This is a genomic window from Pseudomonas sp. USTB-Z (assembly GCF_019691255.1).
Classification (GTDB): Bacteria; Pseudomonadota; Gammaproteobacteria; order Pseudomonadales; family Pseudomonadaceae; genus Aquipseudomonas; species Aquipseudomonas alloputida.
Window position 1 is genome coordinate 114,753 of sequence record NZ_JAECZP010000007.1, and the last position, 21,824, is coordinate 136,576.

General features: G+C 63.0%; 19 protein-coding genes, 1 tRNA gene and 1 pseudogene. 12 read left to right on the top strand and 9 right to left on the bottom strand.

Going from position 1 to position 21,824, the window contains the following annotated elements; translation table 11 throughout:
* Nucleotides 1-46: 46 nt before the first annotated feature.
* Nucleotides 47-2,788, bottom strand: coding sequence for an aconitate hydratase AcnA (gene acnA, locus I8746_RS10640; RefSeq protein ID WP_221100655.1), 2,742 nt, complete (start codon nucleotides 2,786-2,788; stop codon nucleotides 47-49).
* Nucleotides 2,789-3,012: 224 nt separating this feature from the next.
* Between acnA and rlmM the strand changes: the two genes are divergently transcribed.
* From rlmM to pdxB, 4 genes are all read left to right on the top strand, one after another.
* Complete coding sequence (rlmM, locus tag I8746_RS10645) at nucleotides 3,013-4,077, top strand: 23S rRNA (cytidine(2498)-2'-O)-methyltransferase RlmM (RefSeq protein ID WP_012053172.1); 1,065 nt, start codon at nucleotides 3,013-3,015, stop codon at nucleotides 4,075-4,077.
* A gap of 651 nt (nucleotides 4,078-4,728) precedes the next feature.
* Nucleotides 4,729-4,884, top strand: a complete 156-nt coding sequence (locus tag I8746_RS10650; protein ID WP_176393465.1) for a hypothetical protein — start codon at nucleotides 4,729-4,731, stop codon at nucleotides 4,882-4,884.
* A gap of 21 nt (nucleotides 4,885-4,905) precedes the next feature.
* On the top strand, nucleotides 4,906-5,148 hold the full coding sequence (gene tusA / locus I8746_RS10655) for a sulfurtransferase TusA (protein WP_003248727.1): 243 nt from the start codon (nucleotides 4,906-4,908) through the stop codon (nucleotides 5,146-5,148).
* Nucleotides 5,149-5,208: 60 nt separating this feature from the next.
* Nucleotides 5,209-6,351: a 4-phosphoerythronate dehydrogenase PdxB gene (gene pdxB, locus I8746_RS10660; RefSeq protein ID WP_221100656.1), complete on the top strand. Its 1,143-nt coding sequence runs from the start codon at nucleotides 5,209-5,211 to the stop codon at nucleotides 6,349-6,351.
* A 114-nt stretch (nucleotides 6,352-6,465) separates the two neighbouring features.
* On the opposite strand, the gene I8746_RS10665 is transcribed toward pdxB, so the two are convergent.
* Nucleotides 6,466-6,639, bottom strand: coding sequence for a PA1571 family protein (locus I8746_RS10665; protein WP_003248731.1), 174 nt, complete (start codon nucleotides 6,637-6,639; stop codon nucleotides 6,466-6,468).
* Between the two features lie 210 nt (nucleotides 6,640-6,849).
* Here I8746_RS10665 and I8746_RS10670 point away from each other — a divergent pair, with 210 nt between their 5' ends.
* The 3 genes and pseudogenes from I8746_RS10670 to I8746_RS27540 all read left to right on the top strand — a co-directional run bounded on the left by I8746_RS10670 (nucleotide 6,850) and on the right by I8746_RS27540 (nucleotide 10,401).
* Nucleotides 6,850-8,613, top strand: a complete 1,764-nt coding sequence (locus I8746_RS10670) for an ABC transporter transmembrane domain-containing protein (protein ID WP_221100657.1) — start codon at nucleotides 6,850-6,852, stop codon at nucleotides 8,611-8,613.
* A gap of 744 nt (nucleotides 8,614-9,357) precedes the next feature.
* Nucleotides 9,358-9,516: pseudogene (locus I8746_RS27535) on the top strand (HAMP domain-containing protein); the annotation flags it as partial.
* Between the two features lie 171 nt (nucleotides 9,517-9,687).
* A complete protein-coding gene (locus tag I8746_RS27540) occupies nucleotides 9,688-10,401 on the top strand; it encodes a methyl-accepting chemotaxis protein (protein ID WP_373270671.1) in 714 nt (237 codons plus the stop codon).
* A gap of 107 nt (nucleotides 10,402-10,508) precedes the next feature.
* Here I8746_RS27540 and I8746_RS10680 read toward each other — a convergent pair.
* Both I8746_RS10680 and I8746_RS10685 read right to left on the bottom strand, forming a co-directional pair.
* A tRNA-Pro gene (locus I8746_RS10680) sits at nucleotides 10,509-10,585 on the bottom strand.
* An 80-nt stretch (nucleotides 10,586-10,665) separates the two neighbouring features.
* The gene (locus tag I8746_RS10685) at nucleotides 10,666-10,887 is read right to left on the bottom strand and encodes a YgdI/YgdR family lipoprotein (RefSeq protein WP_003248738.1); all 222 of its coding nucleotides are present in this window, start codon (nucleotides 10,885-10,887) and stop codon (nucleotides 10,666-10,668) included.
* 187 nt (nucleotides 10,888-11,074) lie between these two features.
* On the opposite strand from I8746_RS10685, the gene moaB reads away from it, so the two are divergent.
* Both moaB and glp read left to right on the top strand, forming a co-directional pair.
* Nucleotides 11,075-11,614, top strand: a complete 540-nt coding sequence (gene moaB / locus I8746_RS10690; protein WP_003248741.1) for a molybdenum cofactor biosynthesis protein B — start codon at nucleotides 11,075-11,077, stop codon at nucleotides 11,612-11,614.
* Nucleotides 11,598-12,824 (top strand): gephyrin-like molybdotransferase Glp, encoded by a 1,227-nt coding sequence (gene glp / locus I8746_RS10695; RefSeq protein WP_017147801.1) that lies wholly within the window; start codon nucleotides 11,598-11,600, stop codon nucleotides 12,822-12,824. Before moaB ends, glp begins: the two co-directional genes overlap by 17 nt.
* On the opposite strand, the gene I8746_RS10700 is transcribed toward glp, so the two are convergent.
* Complete coding sequence (locus I8746_RS10700) at nucleotides 12,813-14,060, bottom strand: glycosyltransferase family 4 protein (protein ID WP_012053167.1); 1,248 nt, start codon at nucleotides 14,058-14,060, stop codon at nucleotides 12,813-12,815. The two genes, glp and I8746_RS10700, sit on opposite strands and share 12 nt — an antisense overlap.
* Nucleotides 14,061-14,316: 256 nt before the next feature.
* Here I8746_RS10700 and yegS point away from each other — a divergent pair, with 256 nt between their 5' ends.
* Nucleotides 14,317-15,204: a lipid kinase YegS gene (yegS, locus tag I8746_RS10705; protein ID WP_221100658.1), complete on the top strand. Its 888-nt coding sequence runs from the start codon at nucleotides 14,317-14,319 to the stop codon at nucleotides 15,202-15,204.
* Here yegS and I8746_RS10710 read toward each other — a convergent pair.
* The 3 genes from I8746_RS10710 to I8746_RS10720 form a co-directional block, all read right to left on the bottom strand.
* Nucleotides 15,188-15,847, bottom strand: coding sequence for a response regulator transcription factor (locus I8746_RS10710; RefSeq protein WP_012053165.1), 660 nt, complete (start codon nucleotides 15,845-15,847; stop codon nucleotides 15,188-15,190). The genes yegS and I8746_RS10710 overlap by 17 nt on opposite strands.
* Entirely contained in the window at nucleotides 15,837-16,733 is an 897-nt protein-coding gene (locus I8746_RS10715; RefSeq protein ID WP_221100659.1) for a sensor histidine kinase, read from the bottom strand. Before I8746_RS10715 ends, I8746_RS10710 begins: the two co-directional genes overlap by 11 nt.
* 366 nt (nucleotides 16,734-17,099) lie before the next feature.
* Nucleotides 17,100-17,609, bottom strand: a complete 510-nt coding sequence (locus I8746_RS10720; RefSeq protein ID WP_017147798.1) for a hypothetical protein — start codon at nucleotides 17,607-17,609, stop codon at nucleotides 17,100-17,102.
* A gap of 351 nt (nucleotides 17,610-17,960) precedes the next feature.
* On the opposite strand from I8746_RS10720, the gene I8746_RS10725 reads away from it, so the two are divergent.
* Both I8746_RS10725 and I8746_RS10730 read left to right on the top strand, forming a co-directional pair.
* Entirely contained in the window at nucleotides 17,961-18,896 is a 936-nt protein-coding gene (locus I8746_RS10725) for a chemotaxis protein CheV (protein ID WP_003248753.1), read from the top strand.
* 55 nt (nucleotides 18,897-18,951) lie between these two features.
* The gene (locus I8746_RS10730; RefSeq protein WP_221100660.1) at nucleotides 18,952-19,755 is read left to right on the top strand and encodes an MOSC domain-containing protein; all 804 of its coding nucleotides are present in this window, start codon (nucleotides 18,952-18,954) and stop codon (nucleotides 19,753-19,755) included.
* 111 nt (nucleotides 19,756-19,866) lie between these two features.
* On the opposite strand, the gene I8746_RS10735 is transcribed toward I8746_RS10730, so the two are convergent.
* On the bottom strand, nucleotides 19,867-21,792 hold the full coding sequence (locus tag I8746_RS10735) for a transglycosylase SLT domain-containing protein (RefSeq protein ID WP_221100661.1): 1,926 nt from the start codon (nucleotides 21,790-21,792) through the stop codon (nucleotides 19,867-19,869).
* Nucleotides 21,793-21,824: the final 32 nt, after the last annotated feature.

A 21,824-nucleotide genomic window follows, 5' to 3' on the forward strand; every position in this document is an offset into this window, starting at 1 on the left:
CGCTCGGTCTCGAGAACAGAACAAATCTACGGCCAGACGCTCCGTCTCAACCGGCGATCATCTGGCGCAACACATAGTGCAGAATCCCCCCGGCCTTGAAGTACTCCACCTCATTCAGGGTATCAATCCGGCATAGCACCTCGATCTGTTCCTGCTGGCCATCCTCGCGGGTAATGCGCAAGGGCAGACTCATGCCGGGGCGAATATGTGCGCCGTCCAGCCCCAGTACATCGATCTGTTCCTTGCCGGTCAGCCCCAGCTGTTTGCGGTTGTGCCCGGCCTTAAATTGCAGCGGCAACACGCCCATGCCCACCAGGTTGGAGCGGTGAATACGCTCGAAGCTTTCTGCCAGCACGGCCTTGACCCCCAGCAGGTTGGTACCCTTGGCTGCCCAGTCGCGGCTCGAGCCGGTACCGTACTCCTGGCCGGCAATCACCAGCAGCGGGGTGCCCTCCTGCTGGTAACGCATGGCCGCGTCGTAGATCGACAGCTTCTCGCCAGTGGGCACATGCAAGGTGTTGCCGCCTTCTTCGCCTGCCAGCATTTCGTTGCGGATACGGATGTTGGCGAAGGTGCCGCGCATCATCACTTCGTGGTTGCCACGCCGCGAACCGTAGGAGTTGAAGTCGCGAGGCTCCACACCCTGTTCCCGCAGGTAGCGCCCGGCCGGGCTGTCGGTCTTGATATTGCCCGCGGGGGAAATGTGGTCGGTGGTCACTGAGTCGCCCAGCAGCGCCAGCACCCGTGCGCCGTGAATATTGGCGATCTGTGGCGGTGGCCCGCCGATGCCGTCGAAGAACGGTGGGTGCTGGATGTAGGTGGAGTCAGCCTGCCACACGTAAGTGGCGGCCTGTGGCACCTCGATGGCCTGCCATTGCGCATCTCCGGCGAACACTTCGGCGTATTCCTTGTGGAACATCGCCGTATCGACCTTGGCCACGGCCTCGGCAATTTCCTGCTGGGTCGGCCAGATATCACGCAGGTAGACCGGTTGGCCGTCCTTGCCTGAGCCCAGCGGGTCGCGCGTCAGGTCCAGGCGCACGCTGCCGGCCAGGGCGTAGGCCACCACCAGCGGGGGCGAGGCCAGCCAGTTGGTCTTGACCAGTGGGTGCACGCGGCCCTCGAAGTTGCGGTTGCCCGATAGCACCGAAGCCACGGTCAGGTCGGCGCTGCCAATGGCTTTTTCGATCGCCTCGTCCAGCGGGCCGGAGTTGCCGATACAGGTGGTGCAGCCATAGCCGACCAGATCAAAACCCAGTTGGTCGAGGTAAGGCGTGAGCCCGGCTGCCTTGAAGTAGTCGGTGACTACCTTGGAGCCTGGCGCCAGCGAGCTCTTGACCCAAGGTTTGCGTTGCAGGCCTTTCTCCAGTGCTTTTTTTGCCACCAGCCCGGCAGCCATCATCACGCTGGGGTTGGACGTGTTGGTACATGAGGTGATCGCGGCAATCACCACGGCGCCATCGCGCAGGGTGTGGGTCTGGCCCTGATGGCTGTAGTCGACTGCGCCGGTCTGGTCGGCGTTGCCCACTGCCACACCGCCGCCACCTTCGCTTTCCAGGCGGCCAACTTCTTTGGCCAGCGGCTTGGGCTGCAGCTCGATGAAGTGGTCGAAGGCTTGGCTGACCTGGCCCAGCGCTACGCGGTCCTGTGGCCGTTTGGGCCCGGCCAGGCTGGCTTCGACGTCGTCCATGTCCAGCGCCAGCGTGTCGCTGAATAACGGCTCCTGGCCGGGCAGGCGCCACATGCCCTGCGCCTTGCAGTACTGTTCGACCAACTGCACGGTCGCTTCGGGGCGGCCCGAAAGGCGCAGATAGTCCAAGGTGACCTGGTCGACCGGGAAGAAACCACAGGTGGCGCCGTATTCCGGTGCCATGTTGGCGATGGTTGCGCGGTCGGCCAGGGGCAGCTCGGCCAGGCCGTCGCCGTAGAATTCGACGAACTTGCCCACCACGCCTTTCTTGCGCAGCATCTGTGTCACGGTCAGCACCAGGTCAGTGGCAGTGATGCCCTCCCGCAGCTTGCCGGTCAGCTTGAAGCCGATCACTTCGGGGATCAGCATCGATACCGGCTGGCCGAGCATGGCCGCTTCCGCTTCGATGCCGCCGACACCCCAGCCGAGTACGCCCAGGCCGTTGATCATGGTGGTGTGCGAGTCTGTGCCCACCAAGGTATCGGGGAAGGCATAAGTGCGGCCGTCGGCCTCCCGGGTCCACACCGTGCGGCCCAGGTATTCCAGGTTGACCTGGTGGCAAATGCCGGTGCCCGGGGGGACCACGCGGAAGTTGTCGAAGGCGCTCTGGCCCCAACGCAGAAAGGCATAGCGCTCGCCATTGCGCTGCATTTCGATGTCGACGTTTTCGGCAAAGGCTTGCGGCGTGCCGTAGCGGTCGACCATTACCGAGTGATCGATCACCAGGTCGACCGGTGACAGCGGGTTGATCCGTTGCGGGTCGCCGCCAGCCTTGGCCATGGCGGCGCGCATGGCCGCCAGGTCGACCACGGCGGGCACACCGGTGAAGTCCTGCATCAACACCCGCGCCGGGCGGTACTGGATCTCGCGGTCCGAGCGGCGTTCGCCAAGCCATTGGACAATGGCGCGCACGTCGTCGCCGGTGACGGTCGCGCCATCCTCCCAGCGCAGCAGATTTTCCAGCAGCACTTTAAGCGACATGGGCAGGCGCTGCAGGTCACCCAGCTGGCGGGCGGCCTCGGTGAGGCTGAAGTAGTGGTAGGTCTGGTCACCGACCTTGAGGGGCTTGAGGGTGTTCAGGCTATCGAGCGAGGGCATTGCCAACTCCTTCTGCACCGGTGCCCGGCAAATATTCACGGTTTGCCGGCAGCACCGCTCTGTATCGGTCCGCACGGCACGGACCTGGCTGAATGGTCAGGTTAGACCGGTTTACGCTACCTGACCCTTTTCTGGACCGGCGGGGCGTGTCGCAGGTTCCGAACTTCCTTTATCATCGCCGCCCTGCCGGCGCCTGTGGTGCGCCAGCCGTCGTGGAGTGAGAGATGAATACCCTGTTCATGCATTGCCGGCCCGGTTTCGAGGGTGAGGTTTGCGCCGAAATCAGCGAACATGCCGCCCGCCTGGGTGTTGCCGGCTATGCCAAAGGCAAGCCGCAAAGTGCCAGTGCCGAGTTTGTCTGTAGCGAGGAGGGCGGTGCCGAGCGCTTGATGGGGGAACTGCGTTTCAACCAGCTGATTTTCCCGCGGCAGTGGGCACGTGGCGGTTACGTTGAACTGCCGGAAAGTGACCGCATCAGCGTACTGCTGGCGCAGTTGGTTGACTTCCCGGTGTTCGGCAGCCTTTGGCTGGAGGTGCTGGACAGCAACGAAGGCAAGGAATTGTCCACTTTTTGCCGAAAGTTCGAAGTGCCGTTGCGCAAGGCCCTGGAGAAGGCCGGCCGCCTGGTCGACGACCCCGGTCGCCCACGCTTGCTGCTGACCTTCATCAGCGGCCGGCGGGTATTTGTCGGCGTGGCATCGGCCAGCAACAGCGCCTTGTGGCCCATGGGCATCCCGCGCCTGAAGTTCCCTCGCGAGGCACCTAGCCGTTCGACACTCAAACTGGAAGAGGCCTGGCACCAGTTCATTCCGCGTGAGCAGTGGGAGCAGCGCCTGGGGGATGACATGACCGGCGTCGACCTGGGAGCCTCACCGGGTGGCTGGACCTACCAGCTGGTGCGCCGTGGCATGCTGGTGACAGCCATCGATAACGGGCCGATGGCCGAAAGCCTGATGGACACAGGCCTGGTCCAGCACTTGATGGCCGATGGGTTTACCTGGCAGCCGAAGCACCCGGTAGACTGGATGGTGTGCGATATCGTCGAGAAGCCGGCGCGTACCACCTCGCTGATTGAAACCTGGCTGGGTGAGGGGCTGTGCCGCGAGGCGGTGGTCAACCTGAAGTTGCCGATGAAGCAGCGTTATGCCGAAGTACGGCGCCTGCTCGACCGTATGGAGGCAACATTCAAGGCACGCAAGATCAGGGTGTCGATTGCCTGCAAGCAGCTGTACCACGACCGTGAAGAAGTAACCTGCCACCTGCGGCGGCTCGACTTGAAGCCACGCTGAGGCCAGCACGTCGTTCTGTTTCTGTTTCTGTTTCTGTTTCTGTTTCTGCTTCTGCTTCTGCGTCTGCTTCTGCGTCTGCTTTTGCTGTTGCTTCTAAGCGCGCGATAGTTCAGGCGACGCAGATTGCGACTTCAGGAGGCCGAGCGCAGGGCTTGCGGAGGGAGGTGACGGGCATGGATGCCCGTCAAGCGCTGGGCCCCAGGATGGGGCCTGCAGCGCGGTCCTCCCGGGAGCAAGCCCGGAGCGAGGGGACCCCGGAGCGCAGCGCAGGGGCCGGATGATGGGAGCCGACGGTTTTTGGTTCCTTTTTGCCACGACAAAAAGGGACCCGCCGTAAGGGCGGAAAGGTGACTATGCGCCACCTTCGCAAATGAATACCTACTTGATGTGGATGCTCACATCCAAGAAGCAAGAAGCAAATTCGTCTGTTTTGACTCAGCGAACCGTCCGTTTGCGATGGCGACTCTGACTCACCTTTTCGCCCTTACGGCGAGTCACTTTTTGTCAAACGCGACAAAAAGTAACCAAAAAACGCTGCGCTCCCATCATCCGGCCCCTGCGCTGCGCTCCGGGGTTCCCTCTCTCCGGCCTCGCTCCCGGGAGGACCGCGCTGCAGGCCCCATCCTGGGGCCCAGCGCTTGACGGGCATCCATGCCCGTCACCTCCCTTCGCAAGGCCTGCGTTCGGCCTCCTGAAGTCGCGAAGATCAAGATCAAGATCAAGATCAAGATCAAGATCAAGATCAAGATCAAGAGCGCTGGGTTTGAAAGCCGTGCTTGGACCGCGTCGCGCTATGCGCGACAATAGCGATCATTTTCGGAGCCCCCCATGACCGATTTCACCCCCGACGCCATCCTCGATGCCACCGGCCTGAACTGCCCGGAACCCGTGATGATGCTGCACCAGCACGTACGCAACCTGGCCGCCGGCGGCCTGCTCAAGGTCATCGCCACCGACCCGTCGACCCGCCGCGACATCCCCAAGTTCTGCAACTTCCTCGGCCACGAGCTGCTGCAGCAACAAGAGGACGCCGGCACTTTCCTGTACTGGATCCGCAAGAAAGCCGACTGAATCGCTCTGGAACACGCCCGGCGTTGCGCCTACACTGCGCTCCCCAGACAGGAGAGCGCCATGCTGATAGTTGCCGACGAGAACATCCCGCTGCTCGATGCCTTCTTCCAGGGTTTCGGTGAAATTCGCCGCTACCCCGGCCGAAGCCTCGATGCTGCCAGCGTCAAGGACGCCGATATCCTGCTGGTGCGCTCGGTGACCAAGGTCGACCGTCAGTTGCTCGAAGGCAGCCGTGTACGCTTTGTCGGCACGTGCACCATCGGCACTGATCACCTGGACCTGGACTACTTTGCAGAAGCTGGCATCCGCTGGAGCAGCGCACCTGGCTGCAATGCCCGCGGCGTGGTCGATTACGTGCTGGGCAGCCTGCTGACCCTGGCCGAACTGGATGGCGTGGCATTGCCTGAGCGCGTATATGGCGTTGTCGGCGCGGGTGAAGTGGGTGGCCGCCTCGTGCGGGTGCTGCATGGCCTGGGCTGGAAGGTGCTGGTGTGCGACCCGTTGCGTCAGGCCGCGGAGGGTGGCGACTACGTCAGCCTCGAAAACATCCTGCAGCAGTGCGATGTGATCAGCTTGCATACTCCGTTGCAACGCGGCGGCCAGCACCCGACCTGGCACCTGCTGGGGCAGGCGCAGCTGGCACAGTTGCGCCCGGGTGCCTGGCTGGTAAACGCCAGCCGTGGCCCGGTGGTGGACAACGTGGCCCTGCGCGAGCTGCTGCTGGACCGTGAAGACGTGCACGCGGTGCTGGATGTGTGGGAAGGGGAGCCGCAGGTCGACCTGACGTTGGCCGACCTGTGCACCCTGGCTACGCCGCACATTGCCGGCTATAGCCTCGATGGCCGCCAGCGTGGCACGGCGCAGATCTACCAAGCGCTGTGCCGCTTCCTCGGTGTGAATGAGCAGGTGCGACTGGCCGAGCTGCTGCCCAAGCCACCGCTGGCGCAGATCGAGCTGGATGCCAGCACCGACCTGTCATGGGCCTTGGCCACCCTGTGTCGCGCCGTATATGACCCGCGCCGTGATGATGCCGATTTCCGCCGTAGCCTCAGCGATGATCCGCAGCAACAGCGAGCGGCGTTCGACCAGTTGCGCAAGCAATACCCGCCAAGGCGCGAGATCGAGGGGCTGGCCGTGCGCTTGCACGGGGAGGCGCCGCAGTTGGCGCAGTTGGTCAGTGCCCTGGGTGGGGTGTTGGTCTAAGCACGCCTTGCCTTGATCTTGCAGGTAGGTGCGGTTACCTGTGGGGGCGGCCAAGCCCACTGGCTGGGCCAATAAAAACCCGGCGCAAGCGCCGGGTTGCAAAAAATTCGCCGATCAACCTTTGCGTACGCGCTCGACACGGCTTTCTTCCAGGGCCTTGCAAGCCTGCTGGATCATCTGCTCGGTGATCGGCACTTCGCGCCCCTTGGCGTCGATGATCGAACCGCATACTTGCGGTTGCGGGGAGGTTTGGGGCTTCTGGTTATCACTGCCATGCTGCAAGCTCATGCACTGTCTCCTCTTCAGGTTCAAGCTCAGGGTAGCCCTGCGCCGTGACTGGTCTGTGACAGCTTCTGGGTCACGGCAGCAACAGTCCAGCAGAAACCCTGTGAAAGCTCCATAAGCTGGTTAGATCGATGCGTTATAGCAACCTTCATGCAGTCTCCCGACCGGGATGAGTGGTAGGCTGCGGCTTCCCCACCCTTTGTGGTCGTTGCCATGCCCGAATCGGTTTCTCCGCGCCAACGCCGCGCCTTGCGCCTGGCTTGGCAGTTCGTTCGCCCTTATCGCCGCCAGGTGCTGCTGGCATTGCTGGCGCTGGTGGTGACCGCTGCCATTACCCTGTCGATGGGCCAAGGCATCCGCCTGCTGGTGGATCAAGGCTTCATGACCCGCTCCGCGCATCAGCTCAATCAGACCATCGGGCTGTTCCTGGTGCTGGTGCTGGCGCTGGCGGTGGGTACCTTCAGCCGTTTCTATCTGGTGTCGTGGATTGGCGAGCGTTGTGTGGCCGATATCCGTCGTGCGGTCTTCGATCACCTGATCGGCCTGCACCCAGGTTTTTTCGAAGACAATCGCAGCTCCGAGATCCAGTCTCGGCTGACTGCGGACACCACCTTGCTGCAATCGGTGATCGGTTCATCGCTGTCGATGTTCCTGCGCAACGCGCTGATGGTCATTGGCGGTGTGGTATTGCTGTTCATCACCAACCCCAAGCTCACCAGCATCGTGGTGGTAACGCTGCCACTGGTGTTGGCACCGATCCTGTTGTTCGGCCGTCGGGTGCGCAGCCTGTCGCGGCAGAGCCAGGACAGGGTCGCCGATGTGGGCAGCTACGTGGCTGAAACGCTCGGGCAGATCAAGACCGTGCAGGCCTACAACCACCAGGCGCACGACCGCGCATTGTTCGCCGATACGGTCGAAGCCGCGTTTACTGTTGCCCGCAAGCGGATTACACAGCGTGCCTGGCTGATTACCCTGGTGATCGTGCTGGTGTTGGGGGCGGTGGGGGTGATGCTGTGGGTCGGCGGCATGGATGTGATCGCCGGGCGTATATCCGCAGGCGAGCTGGCTGCATTTGTGTTCTACAGCCTGATCGTCGGCAGCGCCTTCGGTACCCTCAGTGAAGTGATCGGCGAACTGCAACGGGCCGCGGGTGCCGCCGAGCGCATTGCCGAACTGTTGGCAGCGCGAAGTGCCATCCTGCCCCCCGACGTGGTGCAGGTGCTGCCACAGCCGCGGGCCAGTGGGCGTATCGAGCTGCAGCAGGTCGTGTTCGCTTACCCTTCACGGCCCACGGTGGCAGCTGTCGACGGCCTGAGCCTGACCATCGAGCCCGGGCAGACCGTCGCCCTGGTAGGCCCTTCCGGGGCAGGCAAGTCGACCCTGTTCGATCTGTTGCTGCGCTTTTACGACCCCCAACAAGGGCGCATCCTGCTTGATGGCCTGCCGGTTACCGCATGTGATCCCGACCAGCTACGCCGGCAGTTCGCTTTGGTGGCACAAAACCCCTCGCTGTTCCGTGGCACGGTGGAGGCCAACATTCGTTATGGCCGGCCCGAGGCGACCTTGGCTGAAGTCGAAGCAGCAGCCCGCGGCGCCCATGCCGACGAATTCATCCGGCAACTGCCCCAAGGCTACCAGACACAACTGGGGGAGGGCGGCATCGGCCTTTCCGGCGGGCAACGCCAGCGCCTGGCGATTGCCCGGGCCTTGCTGGTCGATGCGCCGATCCTGTTGCTGGACGAAGCCACCAGTGCCCTTGATGCACAAAGCGAATACTTGATCCAGCAAGCGCTGCCCAGCCTGATGGCCGGCCGTACCACGCTGGTGATCGCCCATCGCCTGGCCACGGTGCAGCATGCCGAGCGCATCGCGGTCATCGACCAGGGCCGGCTGGTGGCGGTGGGCACCCACCGTCAGTTGATCGAGGACAGCCCGCTGTATGCGCGGCTGGCAGCGCTGCAGTTCACCACGGGCTAGCGTGTCGTGGCTTTGTAACATTTCTGTAGTAATTGCCTGAGAAGATTTGCCTCAACTGTTGCGTAAGTGCTCGACCTGGCTGCCATTGCGTGATGGCAGCTTTTTTTTGGCCTGCCAGTAATGGGGCTGTACAGCGGCCTCAGCCTACTCCCTCTGGTTCCGAGACCCTCGATGTTGCGTAAATCCCTCAGAGTGCAAATTCTCTCGCTGCTCGGCGGCAGTGTGCTGGCGATGCTGCTGATCGCCCTGGTGTGTTTCCAGTTCCTGTCGTCCAGCGTGCGGGGTTACGCCGAGCTGGTCGACGGGCCGCTGCGGGCCTCGCAATTGATTGACGAAGCCAACCTGCAGTTCAAGATCCAGGTGCAGGAATGGAAGAACGTGCTGTTGCGCGGGCGCCAGCCTGCGGAAATGGACAAGTACTGGCAGCAGTTCCAGGCCCGCGAAGAGCAAGTACAACAACTGCTCGGGCAATTGATCGACAACAGCGATGCCAGGCTCAAGGTGTCGCTGCAGCAATTGCGCGACAGCCATCGCCAGTTGGGCCAGGCCTATGCGCAAGGCCGTCAGGCCTTCCTGGCGGCAGGCGGTGACCCGGTAGCGGGCGACCGGGCGGTCAAAGGCGTGGACCGTGCCGCCAGTGAGCAAATGAGCGAACTGGTCGAGCAACTGCGCGCCGATGCTCGCCAGCGTGCCGCCAGCCTCAATGCCAGTGCCGAGCGCACGGTATGGTTGGGCCTGCTGGTGATGCTGGCTTCAGCGGTGCTGGTGGGGCTGCTCAGCCTGTGGCTGGTCAACCGTAGCCTGATCGAGCCGATCCGCCAGTTGATCGAGTACGTCGCGCAGCTCAGCCAGGGCTGCTTTGCTGCCCGGGTCGACAGCCGTCGGGAGGATGAGCTGGGGCGCCTGGCGCGGGCGGCCAACACCCTGCGTGACTTTCTTGCCGATACTGTCGGCCGGCTGCAGGACAACGCGCAGGAGCTGGAAGGTGCCAGCGGCCAGTTGCGCAGTATTGCCGGTGACATGGCCCGCGGTACTCATGACCAGTTCCAGCGTACCGACCAGGTGGCCACGGCCATGCACGAAATGTCCGCCACTGCCCAAGAGGTCGCTCGCCACGCCGCCGAGGCTGCCCGCGCGGCCGATGACGCCGACCACAGCGCCCAGGCCGGCGAGCGGGTGATGCAGCAGACCATCGACATTATCGGCGCGGTCAACCGCGAAATCGCCGGCACGGCGACGGTCATTCGCGATCTGGAGCATGACAGCACGCGTATAGGCAAAGTGCTGGAAGTGATCCGCGGCATTGCTGAACAGACCAACCTGCTGGCGCTTAACGCGGCCATCGAAGCGGCCCGTGCGGGCGAAGCCGGGCGTGGTTTTGCGGTGGTCGCCGATGAAGTGCGTAGCCTGGCCCAGCGCACGGCAGCGTCGATTGCAGAAATTCACCAGATCATCGAAGCGGTACAGTCGGGGGCGGTGGAGGCGGTCAAGGCCATCGAAAGCGGCCAGCAACGTAGCCAGGAAGGGGCTGAGCAGGTCGAGCAGGCCGGGCAGATGCTGCAACGTATTACCCAGGCGGTGGAGGCGATCCGCGACATGAACCGGCAAATCGCCACTGCGGCCGAGGAGCAGACCAGCGTGGCCGAAGATATCTCGCGTAACCTGATCGAAATTACCCGAATTGCCACGGCCAACCAGGAAGCGGTGCAGCATACCGAGCAGGCGGGGCAGCGCCTGCATGGTTTGTCAGGGCAGTTGGGCGAAGTCACCTCCCGGCTGACCGCTTGACTCGGTCTGCAGGGGTTGCATGTGCCCCTGGAGGCTGAAGCGGCGCACTGACGTATTTTTCGCACACAACAAAAAGCCCGCGCAAGGCGGGCTTTTTGACAAGGATATGGTCGGAGAGACAGGATTCGAACCTGCGGCCTTCTCGTCCCGAACGAGACGCGCTACCTGGCTGCGCTACACTCCGATGACCAAAATCCTACTGCATCCCGTTTTTGCCCGCAAGCCCTTGTTGTTTAAAGGGCCATGGCCTGAACGGGGCCTTGATCAGAGCTCTTTGACGGTGCGGATCTGGTCCTTGTTCAGGCGCGTGCGCTTGCCGTCGAGTTGCTCGAATTCATAGAAGCCAGAGTCTTCGTCGTAGGACGGTTTGTCGGTTGCCTGGATCTCCCGGCCATCGTTCAGGGTAATGACGGTTGGGGTCGAGCAGCCAGCAAGGGCGCCCAAACCCAAGGCAAGCAGGAAGGCGGGTAGGGTCCGTTTGATCATCGTGTTTCTCCAAGTGCGATGGTGCTAGATGACATTTATGACGCAGGACGTTAGTGCAAGTTCACTCCAAGTGCAGCATAGCGACTAATTTGTCCCCTTGACCCATGGCAAGGCTTAGGGGGGCAACGCTGGAAAAGGTGCGCTGTGATATAACTGCGTCCATCTCATCCTGTTGTGACGGACACCCATGAAAGCCAAGGCAGATACCCCCTTCGTGGCGCTAAGCATCGCCGTACTGACGGTCAGCGACACCCGTACCTTCGACACCGACACCTCTGGCCAAATGTTCGTCGACCGCCTGAGCGCCGCCGGTCACCGCCTTGCCGAGCGCGTGCTGCTCAAGGATGACCTGTACAAGATCCGAGCCCAGGTTGCCACCTGGATCGCCGATGACAGCGTGCAAGTGGTGCTGATTACGGGCGGTACCGGGTTTACTGGCCGCGACAGCACCCCCGAGGCGGTGGCCTGCCTGCTGGACAAGCAAGTGGACGGCTTCGGTGAGTTGTTCCGGCAGATTTCCGTGGCCGACATTGGCACCTCCACCGTGCAATCGCGAGCCTTGGCCGGGCTGGCCAACGGCACGCTGGTGTGCTGCCTGCCGGGCTCGACCAACGCTGTGCGCACCGGTTGGGATGGCATCCTTGCCGAGCAGCTTGATGCCCGTCATCGCCCGTGCAACTTCGTGGCGCACCTGAAGCAGGCAGCGGCCTGTGACAGCCGTGGCTGAGGTCAGCCAGGCCCGGCCGCTGATGCCGGTGGAACAGGCGCTGGAGCAACTGCTGGCGCTGGCCGAAGCTGCACCGATCCGCGAGACCGAAAACCTGCCGCTGGCTGAAGCCGAAGGCCGCGTGCTGGCCACTGACCTGGTTGCCTCCCTCGACCTGCCGCCTTGGCCGAACAGCGCCATGGACGGTTATGCCTTGCGCCTGGCTGACTGGCAGGGCCAGCCGCTGCCGGTCAGCCAGCGTATTTTCGCCGGCCATGCGCCCCAGCCGCTGCAACCGGGTACCTGCGCACGGATTTTCACCGGTGCGCCTGTGCCGGAGGGGGCCGACTGCGTCGAGATGCAGGAAAACACCGAAGTACTCGAAGATGGCCGGGTGCGCTTTCTTGAAGCGTTGCGCACCGAGCAGAACATACGCCCTCAAGGTCAGGAGACCCGCAAGGGCGAGCAGGTGATGAGCGCCGGCACCCGCCTTGGGCCGATCGAACTGGGCCTGGCGGCGACCTTGGGGCATGGCCGTCTGGACGTGGTGCGCAAGGTGAAAGTGGCGGTGCTGTCCACCGGCGACGAACTGGTCGAGCCAGGCCTGCCGCTCGGGCCTGGGCAGATCTACAACAGCAACCGCAGGCTGCTGGTCAGCTGGTTGCAGCGGCTGGGTTGCGAAGTGGTCGATGCCGGCATCCTGCCGGATGACCTGGCGCGCACTCGCGCCTGCCTGGCTGAACTGCGTGGCGTAGACCTTATTCTGTCTACCGGAGGCGTCTCGGTGGGTGAAGCCGACTACCTCGGTGCCGCCCTGCGCGAGGCCGGCGAACTGGCGTTGTGGAAGCTGGCGATCAAACCGGGCAAGCCGCTGACCTTCGGCCACTTCCAGGGCGTGCCGGTGATTGGCTTGCCGGGCAACCCCGCCTCGACCTTGGTCACCTTCGGTCTGCTGACCCGGCCCTACCTGCTGCGTCGTCAGGGTGTGATTGACGTCACGCCGTTGCGGTTCGACATGCCGGCAGGGTTTGACTGGCCCAAGCCGGGTACGCGTCGCGAATACCTGCGCGCGCGCATCGAACAGGGCCGCGTGCGCATCTACAAGAACCAGAGCTCGGGTGTGCTGCGCAGCGCAGCCTGGGCGGAGGGCCTGGTGGAAGTGCGTGAAGGCAGCACGCCGAAGCAGGGCGACATCGTGCCATTCATCCCCTTCAGCGAGCTACTTGGCTGAGCGGCCCAGCCAGGCACTGGCCAGCGGCGTGGCCTCGGCCGGTGCCGCCTGGGTCAGGCGTATGTGCACATTCTCCAGTTGTTGGGCAGCCACGCTCCAGTCGTGGCGCTGGCGGGCAAACTGGCGCCCGGCATCGCTCAACTGGCTCATGCGCCAGGGCTGATTGAGCAGCTGGGTGATCAGCAATGCCAGTTGATCACCGTCGTCACTGCCCAAGTAGTGTTCGCCGTTGTTCACGGTCAGGCCTGACACGCCCTTGTCGGTGGTGATCACGGGTAAGCCGGCGGCCATCGCTTCGAGGATTTTCACCTTCGAGCCACCGGCATAACGCAGGGGAGCAAAGAACAGCGCTGAACGTCGTTGCAGTTCACGCAGGTCGGGGCGGTAGCCAAACCATTCAATGCGTGGGTCGTTCCAGTGAAGCTTCCAGTTGGCCGGCATGGCGTGCCCGGCAATCGCCAGGCGCACCGCCGGGTTGCTCATCCACACCTTCGGCATGATGTCGTCCAGTGCCCATTCGATGGCCTCCAGATTGGCGCCATATTCGAAATTGCCGACGAACAACAGACGCTGGCTGTGCAGCGCAGGTTGCACCTGCTGGTAGAAATCACAGTCCACGCCGTTAACCACCACATTCACCGGGCGCCCACTGATCTGCGCGATCAGCTCGGCATCATGGGCGCTGACAGCCACCAGTTCGGTGGGCTGGCGCAGCACACGGTGCTCCCAGCGCCGGTAGCGCCAGCGGTCGAAGGCGTTGAGCGGGCGCAGCCACAGCGGCAGGCGATCGTGGCAGGCGCTGCCCATTACCGATTCCAGGGTGTGCTCACTAAGCATGTAGGGCAGCCTGCGAGCCTGCAGGGCTTTTTCGAACGGCTGGAAGCTGTAACTGTGCTCGATCTGGATCACGTCCCAAGGTTCGTCCAGCAGTTGCTCGAACCGGTGCCGCAGGCAAGGCGCCAGGCCATTGATGATTGCCCGCATGGGGTAGTCGATGATGGGTGAGGCCAGCAGGTTGAGTGGGCTGTGCAGCGGCCTGCGGGGTAGCACGATCAGGCGTTCGAGTAGGGGCTCAAGGGCCTCACGTGCTGCGTCGCAGAGAGGGATCTTCGACTGCACCAGCAGGGTAATCCGGTGACCGCGCTGGGCCAGTGCGCGCAGCAGATGGTATTGCCGGGTCTTGTGGCCGCTGGTGGTCGGCCAAGGCAGATAGGGCAGTGTCCAGAGAATGCGCATGACCCGAAGTCCTCGCGAAAGGCTGCAGATAGCAAAACGCGCCCGTTGGCAGCAGTGGGGGAGCCACTGCCGGGCGCGTCCATGGCAATAGGGGTATTTGCTGAGCATAGCCGGGATTGTCAGGTGTGGAAAAAATGACCGGCGACGTGACCAGTTGCAGGCCTGGCGCCGGCACACTGTTTTTTCCAGGGCATGCAACGATCTGGTTGGACCAGTGGTCGAGATAGGGGGTGGTCCACTTTACGGAGACGCGCACATGCAAGGGCGCAAGGCAATGTTGGTGCTGCACGGCAAGCAGGCGATGAACGAAGACGTGCGCAGCGCCGTGCGCGACCTGCGCGATAGCGGCTGGGTGCTGGATGTACGGGTTACCTGGGAGGCGGGCGACGCCCAACGGCTGGTCGCCGAGGCACTGGCGGCGGGTTACAGCCATATCGTCGCCGGTGGCGGGGACGGCACGTTGCGGGATGTGGCCGAGGCCATGGGCTTGGCCGCTACCAACGCCAGCCTGACCTTGTTGCCATTGGGGACGGCCAACGATTTCGCCAAAGCCGCTGGCATCCCCCTGGAGCCGGCATCGGCGCTGGCCTTGCTGAATGTCGCACCACAACCGATAGACCTGGGGCAGGCTGGCGATCATCTGTTCCTCAACATGGCCACGGGTGGCTTTGGCAGCCAGGTCACCGCCAATACCTCCGAAGACCTCAAGAAAGTACTGGGCGCTGCCGCCTACCTGTTCACCGGGTTATCCCGCTTCAGTGAGCTACAGGCGGCTTCGGTAGAGCTACAAGGGCCAGGCTTCCACTGGCAAGGGGATTTGCTGGCGCTGGGTATCGGCAATGGCCGACAGGCTGGGGGCGGGCAAGTGCTGTGCCCCGAAGCCATGGTCAACGACGGTTTGCTTGACGTCGCTATTCTGCCTGCACCACAGGAAGTGGTGGGGGCTCTGCGGGACCTGTTGGGCGGTGACGGCCTGTTCGTTCGGGCCAGGTTGCCATGGGTCGAGATCAAGAGTTCGCAAGGGTTGGACATCAACCTCGATGGCGAGCCGTTGCAAGCTGCCAACCTGCGCTTTCAGGCAAGGCCGGCGGCGTTGCACCTGCACCTGCCGGCCGGGTCACCGTTGCTCAGTCATCCAGGCTGATGATTTTTTCGCGTACGGCGAACAGCACCAAGCCGGCCACGTCGTGAATCTGCAGGCGCTTCATGATTTGCGAGCGGTGAGTTTCCACGGTCTTGATCGACAGGCCCAGGCCCGCCGCGATTTCCCGGGTGGACTTGCCGCGCACGATCAGGCGCAGGATCTCAAGTTGCCGTGAGGTCAGATTATGCCGTTCGCCAGCGCTTTGCTTGCCTTGTTTGGTGTGCCGCAGCGCCTGGTTGATGACGGTGTGGGCGATGGCCGGGCTGAGGTAGCGCTCACCGTGGCGTACGGCACCCAGCGCCTGTTCCAGCTCGGTGGCGCTGGTGTCCTTGAGCAGGTAGCCGTGGGCACCGCTTTCCAGCGCCCGCATGATCAGGTCCGGGTCGGTGTGCATGGAGAGGATCAGCACTTTGCAGGTACTGCCGCTGGCCCGCAGTTGGGTGAGGGCGTCCAGGCCGCTGGTCGAACGCATGGAGATGTCCAGCAAGATGATGTCGGGCGCCAGTGTGCGTACCTGGTCGAGTAGCTGGTTGCCGTCGTCGGCTTCGCCGACCACGTCATAGCCGGGGATATCGCAGACCAGTGCGCGCACCCCGGCGCGGATCAGCGAGTGGTCATCTACCAGCAGTAGTCTACAGGTCATGGTTGGTAATACTCCTGGCGCGTTGCTGGGTGCGCGGGGACCACGGGAACATCGCTTCGATCTGCGTGCCTCGGCCAGGCTGACTGGTGATGTCGAGGCTGCCCTGCAGCGCGATTACCCGCTCCTGCATGCCGGCCAAGCCGCGCTGACCGGCTTCGGCCGGGTGCCGGGCAGGGGCGAAACCACGACCATCGTCGTGGATCGACAACGCCAGCCCCTCAGGGGTGCGTTGCAGGCGGATGACCAGGTTGTGTGCCTGGGCGTGGCGCAGCATGTTGGTCACTGCCTCCTGGGTAATACGGAACACCGCCATGGCCACGGCTTCGTCGATGCCGCCCAGGCGCTGGTTGCACGCCAGGCTCCAGTGCACGCCGCTGCTGGCCAGGGTGCGTACCAGGTGCGCGCGCAGGCTGGCCTCCAGGCCAAGGCTGGCCAACTGCCGGGGGTTGAGCAGCGCGGAAACATCGCGCACGTTACCGAGGGTGTCATCCAGTGTGCTGCGCAGGACGTCGCAGTGCCCCTGCAAGTCTTCGGGCATGCGCCGTTGCAGCCACTGCAGTTGCAGCTTGGCAGCGGTGAGCAGTTGACCGATGTCGTCGTGCAGTTCCCGGCTCAGATGCTGACGCTCGTCTTCTTGCACCTTGAGCATGCGCTCGGCCAGCTCGGCCGGGCGCAGGTGGATCGACCTGGCGCCCAGCCCCAGTTGTACAACAGCACCCAGCGTGGCGACCAACTGCAGCACCAGCAGGGTGGCCGGGATTGTCTGGTTGGCCAGGTACAGCGCCATGTTGGCAACCAGTGAGGCCACGCAAAGCCCGACCGTTGCCCAACGCAGCACGGCGGCGCGGGAGCAGCAATGCAAAGAAGTCTTCAAGCGTGGAAACATAGGTAGGGAGGCCACTGAAGTATTGCTGATGGAGGCCTTGCACAATGCTGCTCAGAGGCTTTGGCGCAGTACTTTCGTTGTTTTTTCGAACACGTATTCTTGCCACCTTTGTTCCGGTCGCAAGCGTTTGTGGGGGCGCATATTACCACTTTGCATTGCATCGGTCGCGGCCGTGTAACGCGTTGAAACGCCTACTGGTCGGGCCCTTTCGGGTAGCAAAGTGCCACCCTTTAATCGCCCTGTACCCACTTGTGCTGTAACTAACGCGGCAATGATTCAAGGGCATGCACCGAAAGCCTGGTGAACTTTCCAAGTTCGACCATGGTCGGGTTTCAATAAAGTTGCTTAGTTGCACTTTGCGTCAGGTTAATGCATGCGATTAGAGCGGCTGGGGCGGTTGCCGGTTGCCACGTCACTGGGCGGGTGAATGCACGCGCTGCCTTCTTCATCGCACGACGCGCAGGCTGGCGCAAAGGGGGGGTGTACGACTTTGGCCAATTCACCCAGTAGAACCAGTTGCTCGCCGATGTCCAGGTTCAGCCGCCCTGTACGGCTATCGACCAGCTCCAACTGCCAGGCCAGCAAGGTCAGGCACGCCTCTATCGCGGGTAGGGCTTCACGCTGCAGGCAACCACCGTGACAGGCCGGGGCGAGCAACTGTTGCAGGGCGGTGGTGTAGTGGGCAACTTCACGCAGGCCCAGGCGCGTAGCTTGACGGGCGATAGTGTCGAGGGTGTTGTTCAGGCAACTGCAGGCATCCGGGTCATTGTCTATAAGCTCCAGATGCTGCAGGCATTCCTGGGCCTGGGTCAGCAGTACCTGGGCATCCAGCAGGAAGCCCTGCAGGGCGTCATCGAACGATAAGGCAGTGTCCATCATCAAGTCCCCGCGCGTGGGGTAGGCGCAGGGGGCGGGCACGCCGAAACGATAGCTAGCAAAAGCCTGACTCCATTCATGCAATGAGAATGGCGTCACATTAATGGCTAAAGGATATCGCGAACATCAGGTTGCACCCGATTGCCGCTAAGGGTTTCCCTGATCAAGGGCTAGGGTAGGGAACTTTTGTCGTGCCCCCGATTTGCCATGGCGTGTCGGCAGTAAAACATGATGGTAAAGTGATATCAATTATCTGCGCGGCATTTTCCCGCAAGGGTCAAGGTGTGCGTGAAGCCGCCGATACAGGGTAGATGATTTCACCTTTTAAGACTCAAGCCTGGGGGCTTTCCAATGGCTGGCATTCTCGACACGGTAGACCAACGCACGCAACTGGTGGGTGAGAACCGCCTGGAAATTCTGATGTTTCGTCTGGCTGGTCGCCAGCTGTTCGCGATCAACGTGTTCAAGGTGCAGGAAGTACTGCAACTGCCCAAGTTGACCCTGATGCCCCAGCGCCACGCCTATGTCTGCGGTGTGGTCAACCTGCGCGGGCAGACCCTGCCGGTGATCGACCTGTCCCAGGCGATCGGTATGCGCCCGCTACAGCCGGGGCCGGACAGCACCATCATCGTCACTGAATACAACCGCTCGGTGCAGGCCTTCCTGGTGGGCGGTGTCGACCGCATCGTCAACATGAACTGGGAGTCGATCATGCCGCCGCCTTCCAGTGCCGGTCGCCAGCACTACCTGACTGCCATCACCAAGGTCGATGAGAAGCTGGTGGAAGTGATCGACGTGGAAAAGGTGCTGGCCGAAATCGTGCCCTACAACGCCCGGGTTTCTGGCGACAAGCTCGCCGACCCAGTGCTGGCCCGGGCCCGCGGCCGCGAAGTGCTGCTGGTGGACGACTCCAGTGTGGCCTTGGCGCAATTGCGCGATACCCTGTCTCAGCTGGGCATGAAGCTGCATGTGGCCAGTGATGGCCTGAAGGCGCTGCGCATGCTCAAGGGCTGGGCCGACGCCGGCGAGGACGTGTGCGAAAAGCTGCTGATGGTGTTCACCGATGCAGAAATGCCGGAAATGGACGGCTATCGGCTGACCACCGAGATCCGCAGCGATGCCCGTCTGCGCCAGCTCTATGTGGTGCTGCACACTTCGCTGTCGGGCAGTTTCAACGAATCCATGGTGAAGAAGGTGGGCTGTGACAACTTCCTTTCCAAGTTCCAGCCTGATCGCCTGGTCGATGTGGTCAAGCAGCGCCTGCTGCTGGATACCACCGCCGCGTGAACGTTGTGCCGGCCAGGTATAAGCTTGGCTTTTGGCATGAAGCGAGGCAGCAGGGATGTTTCTCAGTGAGTTTTATCGATACCCGGTGAAGTCGGGGCAGGCGCAAAGCCTGAAGGCATCACCGGTGGGGTTGTTGGGGTTGCAAGGCGACCGGCGCTGGATGGTGGTCGAGGAAGAAAACGGACGCTTCCTGACCCAGCGTGCCTGGCCACAACTTGGCCAGATCGACGCGAGCGATGACGACAGCGGCCAGTTGCTGCTGCAAGCCCCTGGACAGGCGCCGTTGCGGGTGCCTGTACCGCCTGCCGATGACGCCCTGCGCGGCGTGACGATCTGGCGCGATACCCTGCGTGTGCCGGACGCTGGCGATGCCGCGGCGGCCTGGTTGAGTGAGTTGCTGGGCAAAGCCGTACGCCTGGTGCATTGCCCGGAGCAGCGTGCGCGTTACTTGCCCAATGGTTACGGCTTAAACAGTGACCGTGCGGCGTTTCCGGATGGCTTCCCCTTGCTGCTGATTGGGCAGGGCTCGCTGGACGAGCTTAACCGGCGTATTGGCCGGCCCATGTCGATGCGGCGCTTTCGGCCCAACCTGGTGGTGCAGGGCGCGGAGCCGTTTGCCGAGGATGCCTGGAAGCGGATTCGCATCGGCAGCTTGGTGTTTCGCGTGCTCAAGCCCAGTGTGCGGTGCATCTTCACGACCATCGATCCAGCCACCGGGGAGCGCAGCGCTGACCGTGAGCCGATGGCTACGCTGAAGACTTTCCGCGAAAAAGAAGGCGACGTGCTGTTCGGCCAGAACCTGGCTGTGGATGGCAGTGGGTGGCTGGAGGTGGGGATGGAAGTAGAAATCCTGGAATAGGTGTGTTGCCTGTACCGGCCTCTTCGCGGGTGAACCCGCTCCTACAACGACCGCGTAACCCTTGTAGGCGCGGGTTCACCCGCGAAGAGGCCGGTACAGGCTCAACAGCAATCACATGTCATCGAAATACCGTTCGTGCCAATCCACCAGTGGCTGCGGTGAATTCAGCTTCTGCCCGTAGATCACCGAATACGACAGCACGTTCTGTACATACTGGCGTGTTTCGTCGAACGGGATCGACTCCACCCACACATCGAAGCTCAGGTGCTTGGCCCCTTTGAGCCACTGTCGCACGCGCCCGGGCCCGGCGTTGTAGGCTGCCGAAGCCAGCACCCGGTTGCCGTTGAACTGGCTGTGTACCTGGCTCAGGTAGGCCGCACCCAGCTGGATGTTCTTGTCCGGGTTCAGCACTTGCGCCGGTGAGGCCAGCGGGATGCTGAACTTGCGTGCGGTTTCCTTGGCCGTGGCCGGCATCAGTTGCATCAGGCCGCTGGCGCCCACGGGTGAGCGTGCGTCCTCCATGAAGGCGCTTTCCTGGCGAGTGATGGCGAATACCCAGCTCGAATGCAGGCCGCGAACCTTGGCTTCACGCACCAGCGTGTCGCGGTGGGCCATGGGAAAGCGGATGTCCAGGTCGTCCCAGTACCGGGCCTGGCTGATGGTGCGGATGGCCGGGAAGTACCAGCGCAGCTCATAGCCCAGGCGTGCCTGCGCAACCATTTCGTCACGGGTGAAGTGGCGGCTGACGTGGTACCACTCACGGCGGCCGTCGACGATCTGACCGCGGGCGTGGAATTCCAGTGCGCGCTGGATGCCGGGCGTGTTGCGGACCTTCTTGACCAGCTGGGGGCTCAGCAGCAGCGGCTTGTTGTTCAGCTGGTACGGTGTCTGTGCCCGGTCGGCGGCGAGGAAGCCATAGAAGTCACGCTCACGCGCTGCGGTCTTGTACAGCAGCGGGATCTGCGGGTTGTTGGGCTGTGCCAGCTCCAGGCTGCGAGCCTGCCAGTACTTCCAGCGGCTGGTGCTGGCCAGGTCCTGGGGAAGGCGCTTGGTCAGCTCGTAGGCGTCCTCCCAGCGGCCCAGGCGCAGCAGCAGGCGAAGGCGCCATTCGCTGACAGTGTTGTCACGCAGCTCGGGATCATAGCGGGTCATCAGGTCGAGCGCGCGTGGGTCGTAGCGGCGTGCGAGGGTCAGGCCGATTTCGCGGGCGATGGCCACCTTTTCGTCACGCGAGAAGTGCATGCGCTGCGCGTAATCGTCGAGCAGTGCCATGGCACGCTCCGGGTCCTGCCGGGCCAGGCGACGAAGGCCGAGGCTGACCACGTCGGACATGGCCTCGTTGACCGGGGTAAAGCGCGACGGCTGGTTGAGCAGCTCGGGCTTCTGCGCGACGTCGATCAGCAGGCGCCCCTGCGGGCCGAGGGTGGTCAGGGTCTTGACCAGGGTGTTGGCCAGGCCGTAGTTGCGCGCCTGGGCGGCCAGCTTGGTGCGTTCCCAGCGCTTGGCCTCGGTCAGCTGGCCTTCGGCTGCCCACATGCCGAACAGTGTGTCGCAGGCGGCAGGTTGCGATTTGCCGACGTTCCACAGCTTGTCTGCGGTGGCGTAACCTTCGGCGCGCAAGCCGTGGCTGAGCTGGTATTGGCCGTTGAGGCAGTCCAGCTCGGTGAAGTTGAGCTTGGGGTCGTAGTACTTGACGAAGGTATCCCACTCGCCGCGTTCAGCCAGCCAGCGCAACCAGCGCAGTTTCATCCAGTTGGCCTGGGGCAGGTCGCCATGCTTGGCCAGGAAACCTTCGATTTCCTGGTTGCTGGCGCTTTTCAGGCGGGCGGTGAGTTCGTCGTAGGCCAGGTAGGGCGTCAACGGGTAGTCGCTCAAGGCCTGGGCATAGCGCAGGTAGGGGCCTTTGTCGCCTTTGGCCAGCGCTCGCTTGGCTTCGTCATAGTACTGGCGTTGCAGGGTCAGGTCGGTGGCCTGCGCCGCGCAGGTGGCAGCGGTAAGCAGCAGGCAGGATGCGATGTGTAACAGGCGGCTGCGCATGATACGTCCGGGCAGTTGAACCATGGGGAGTG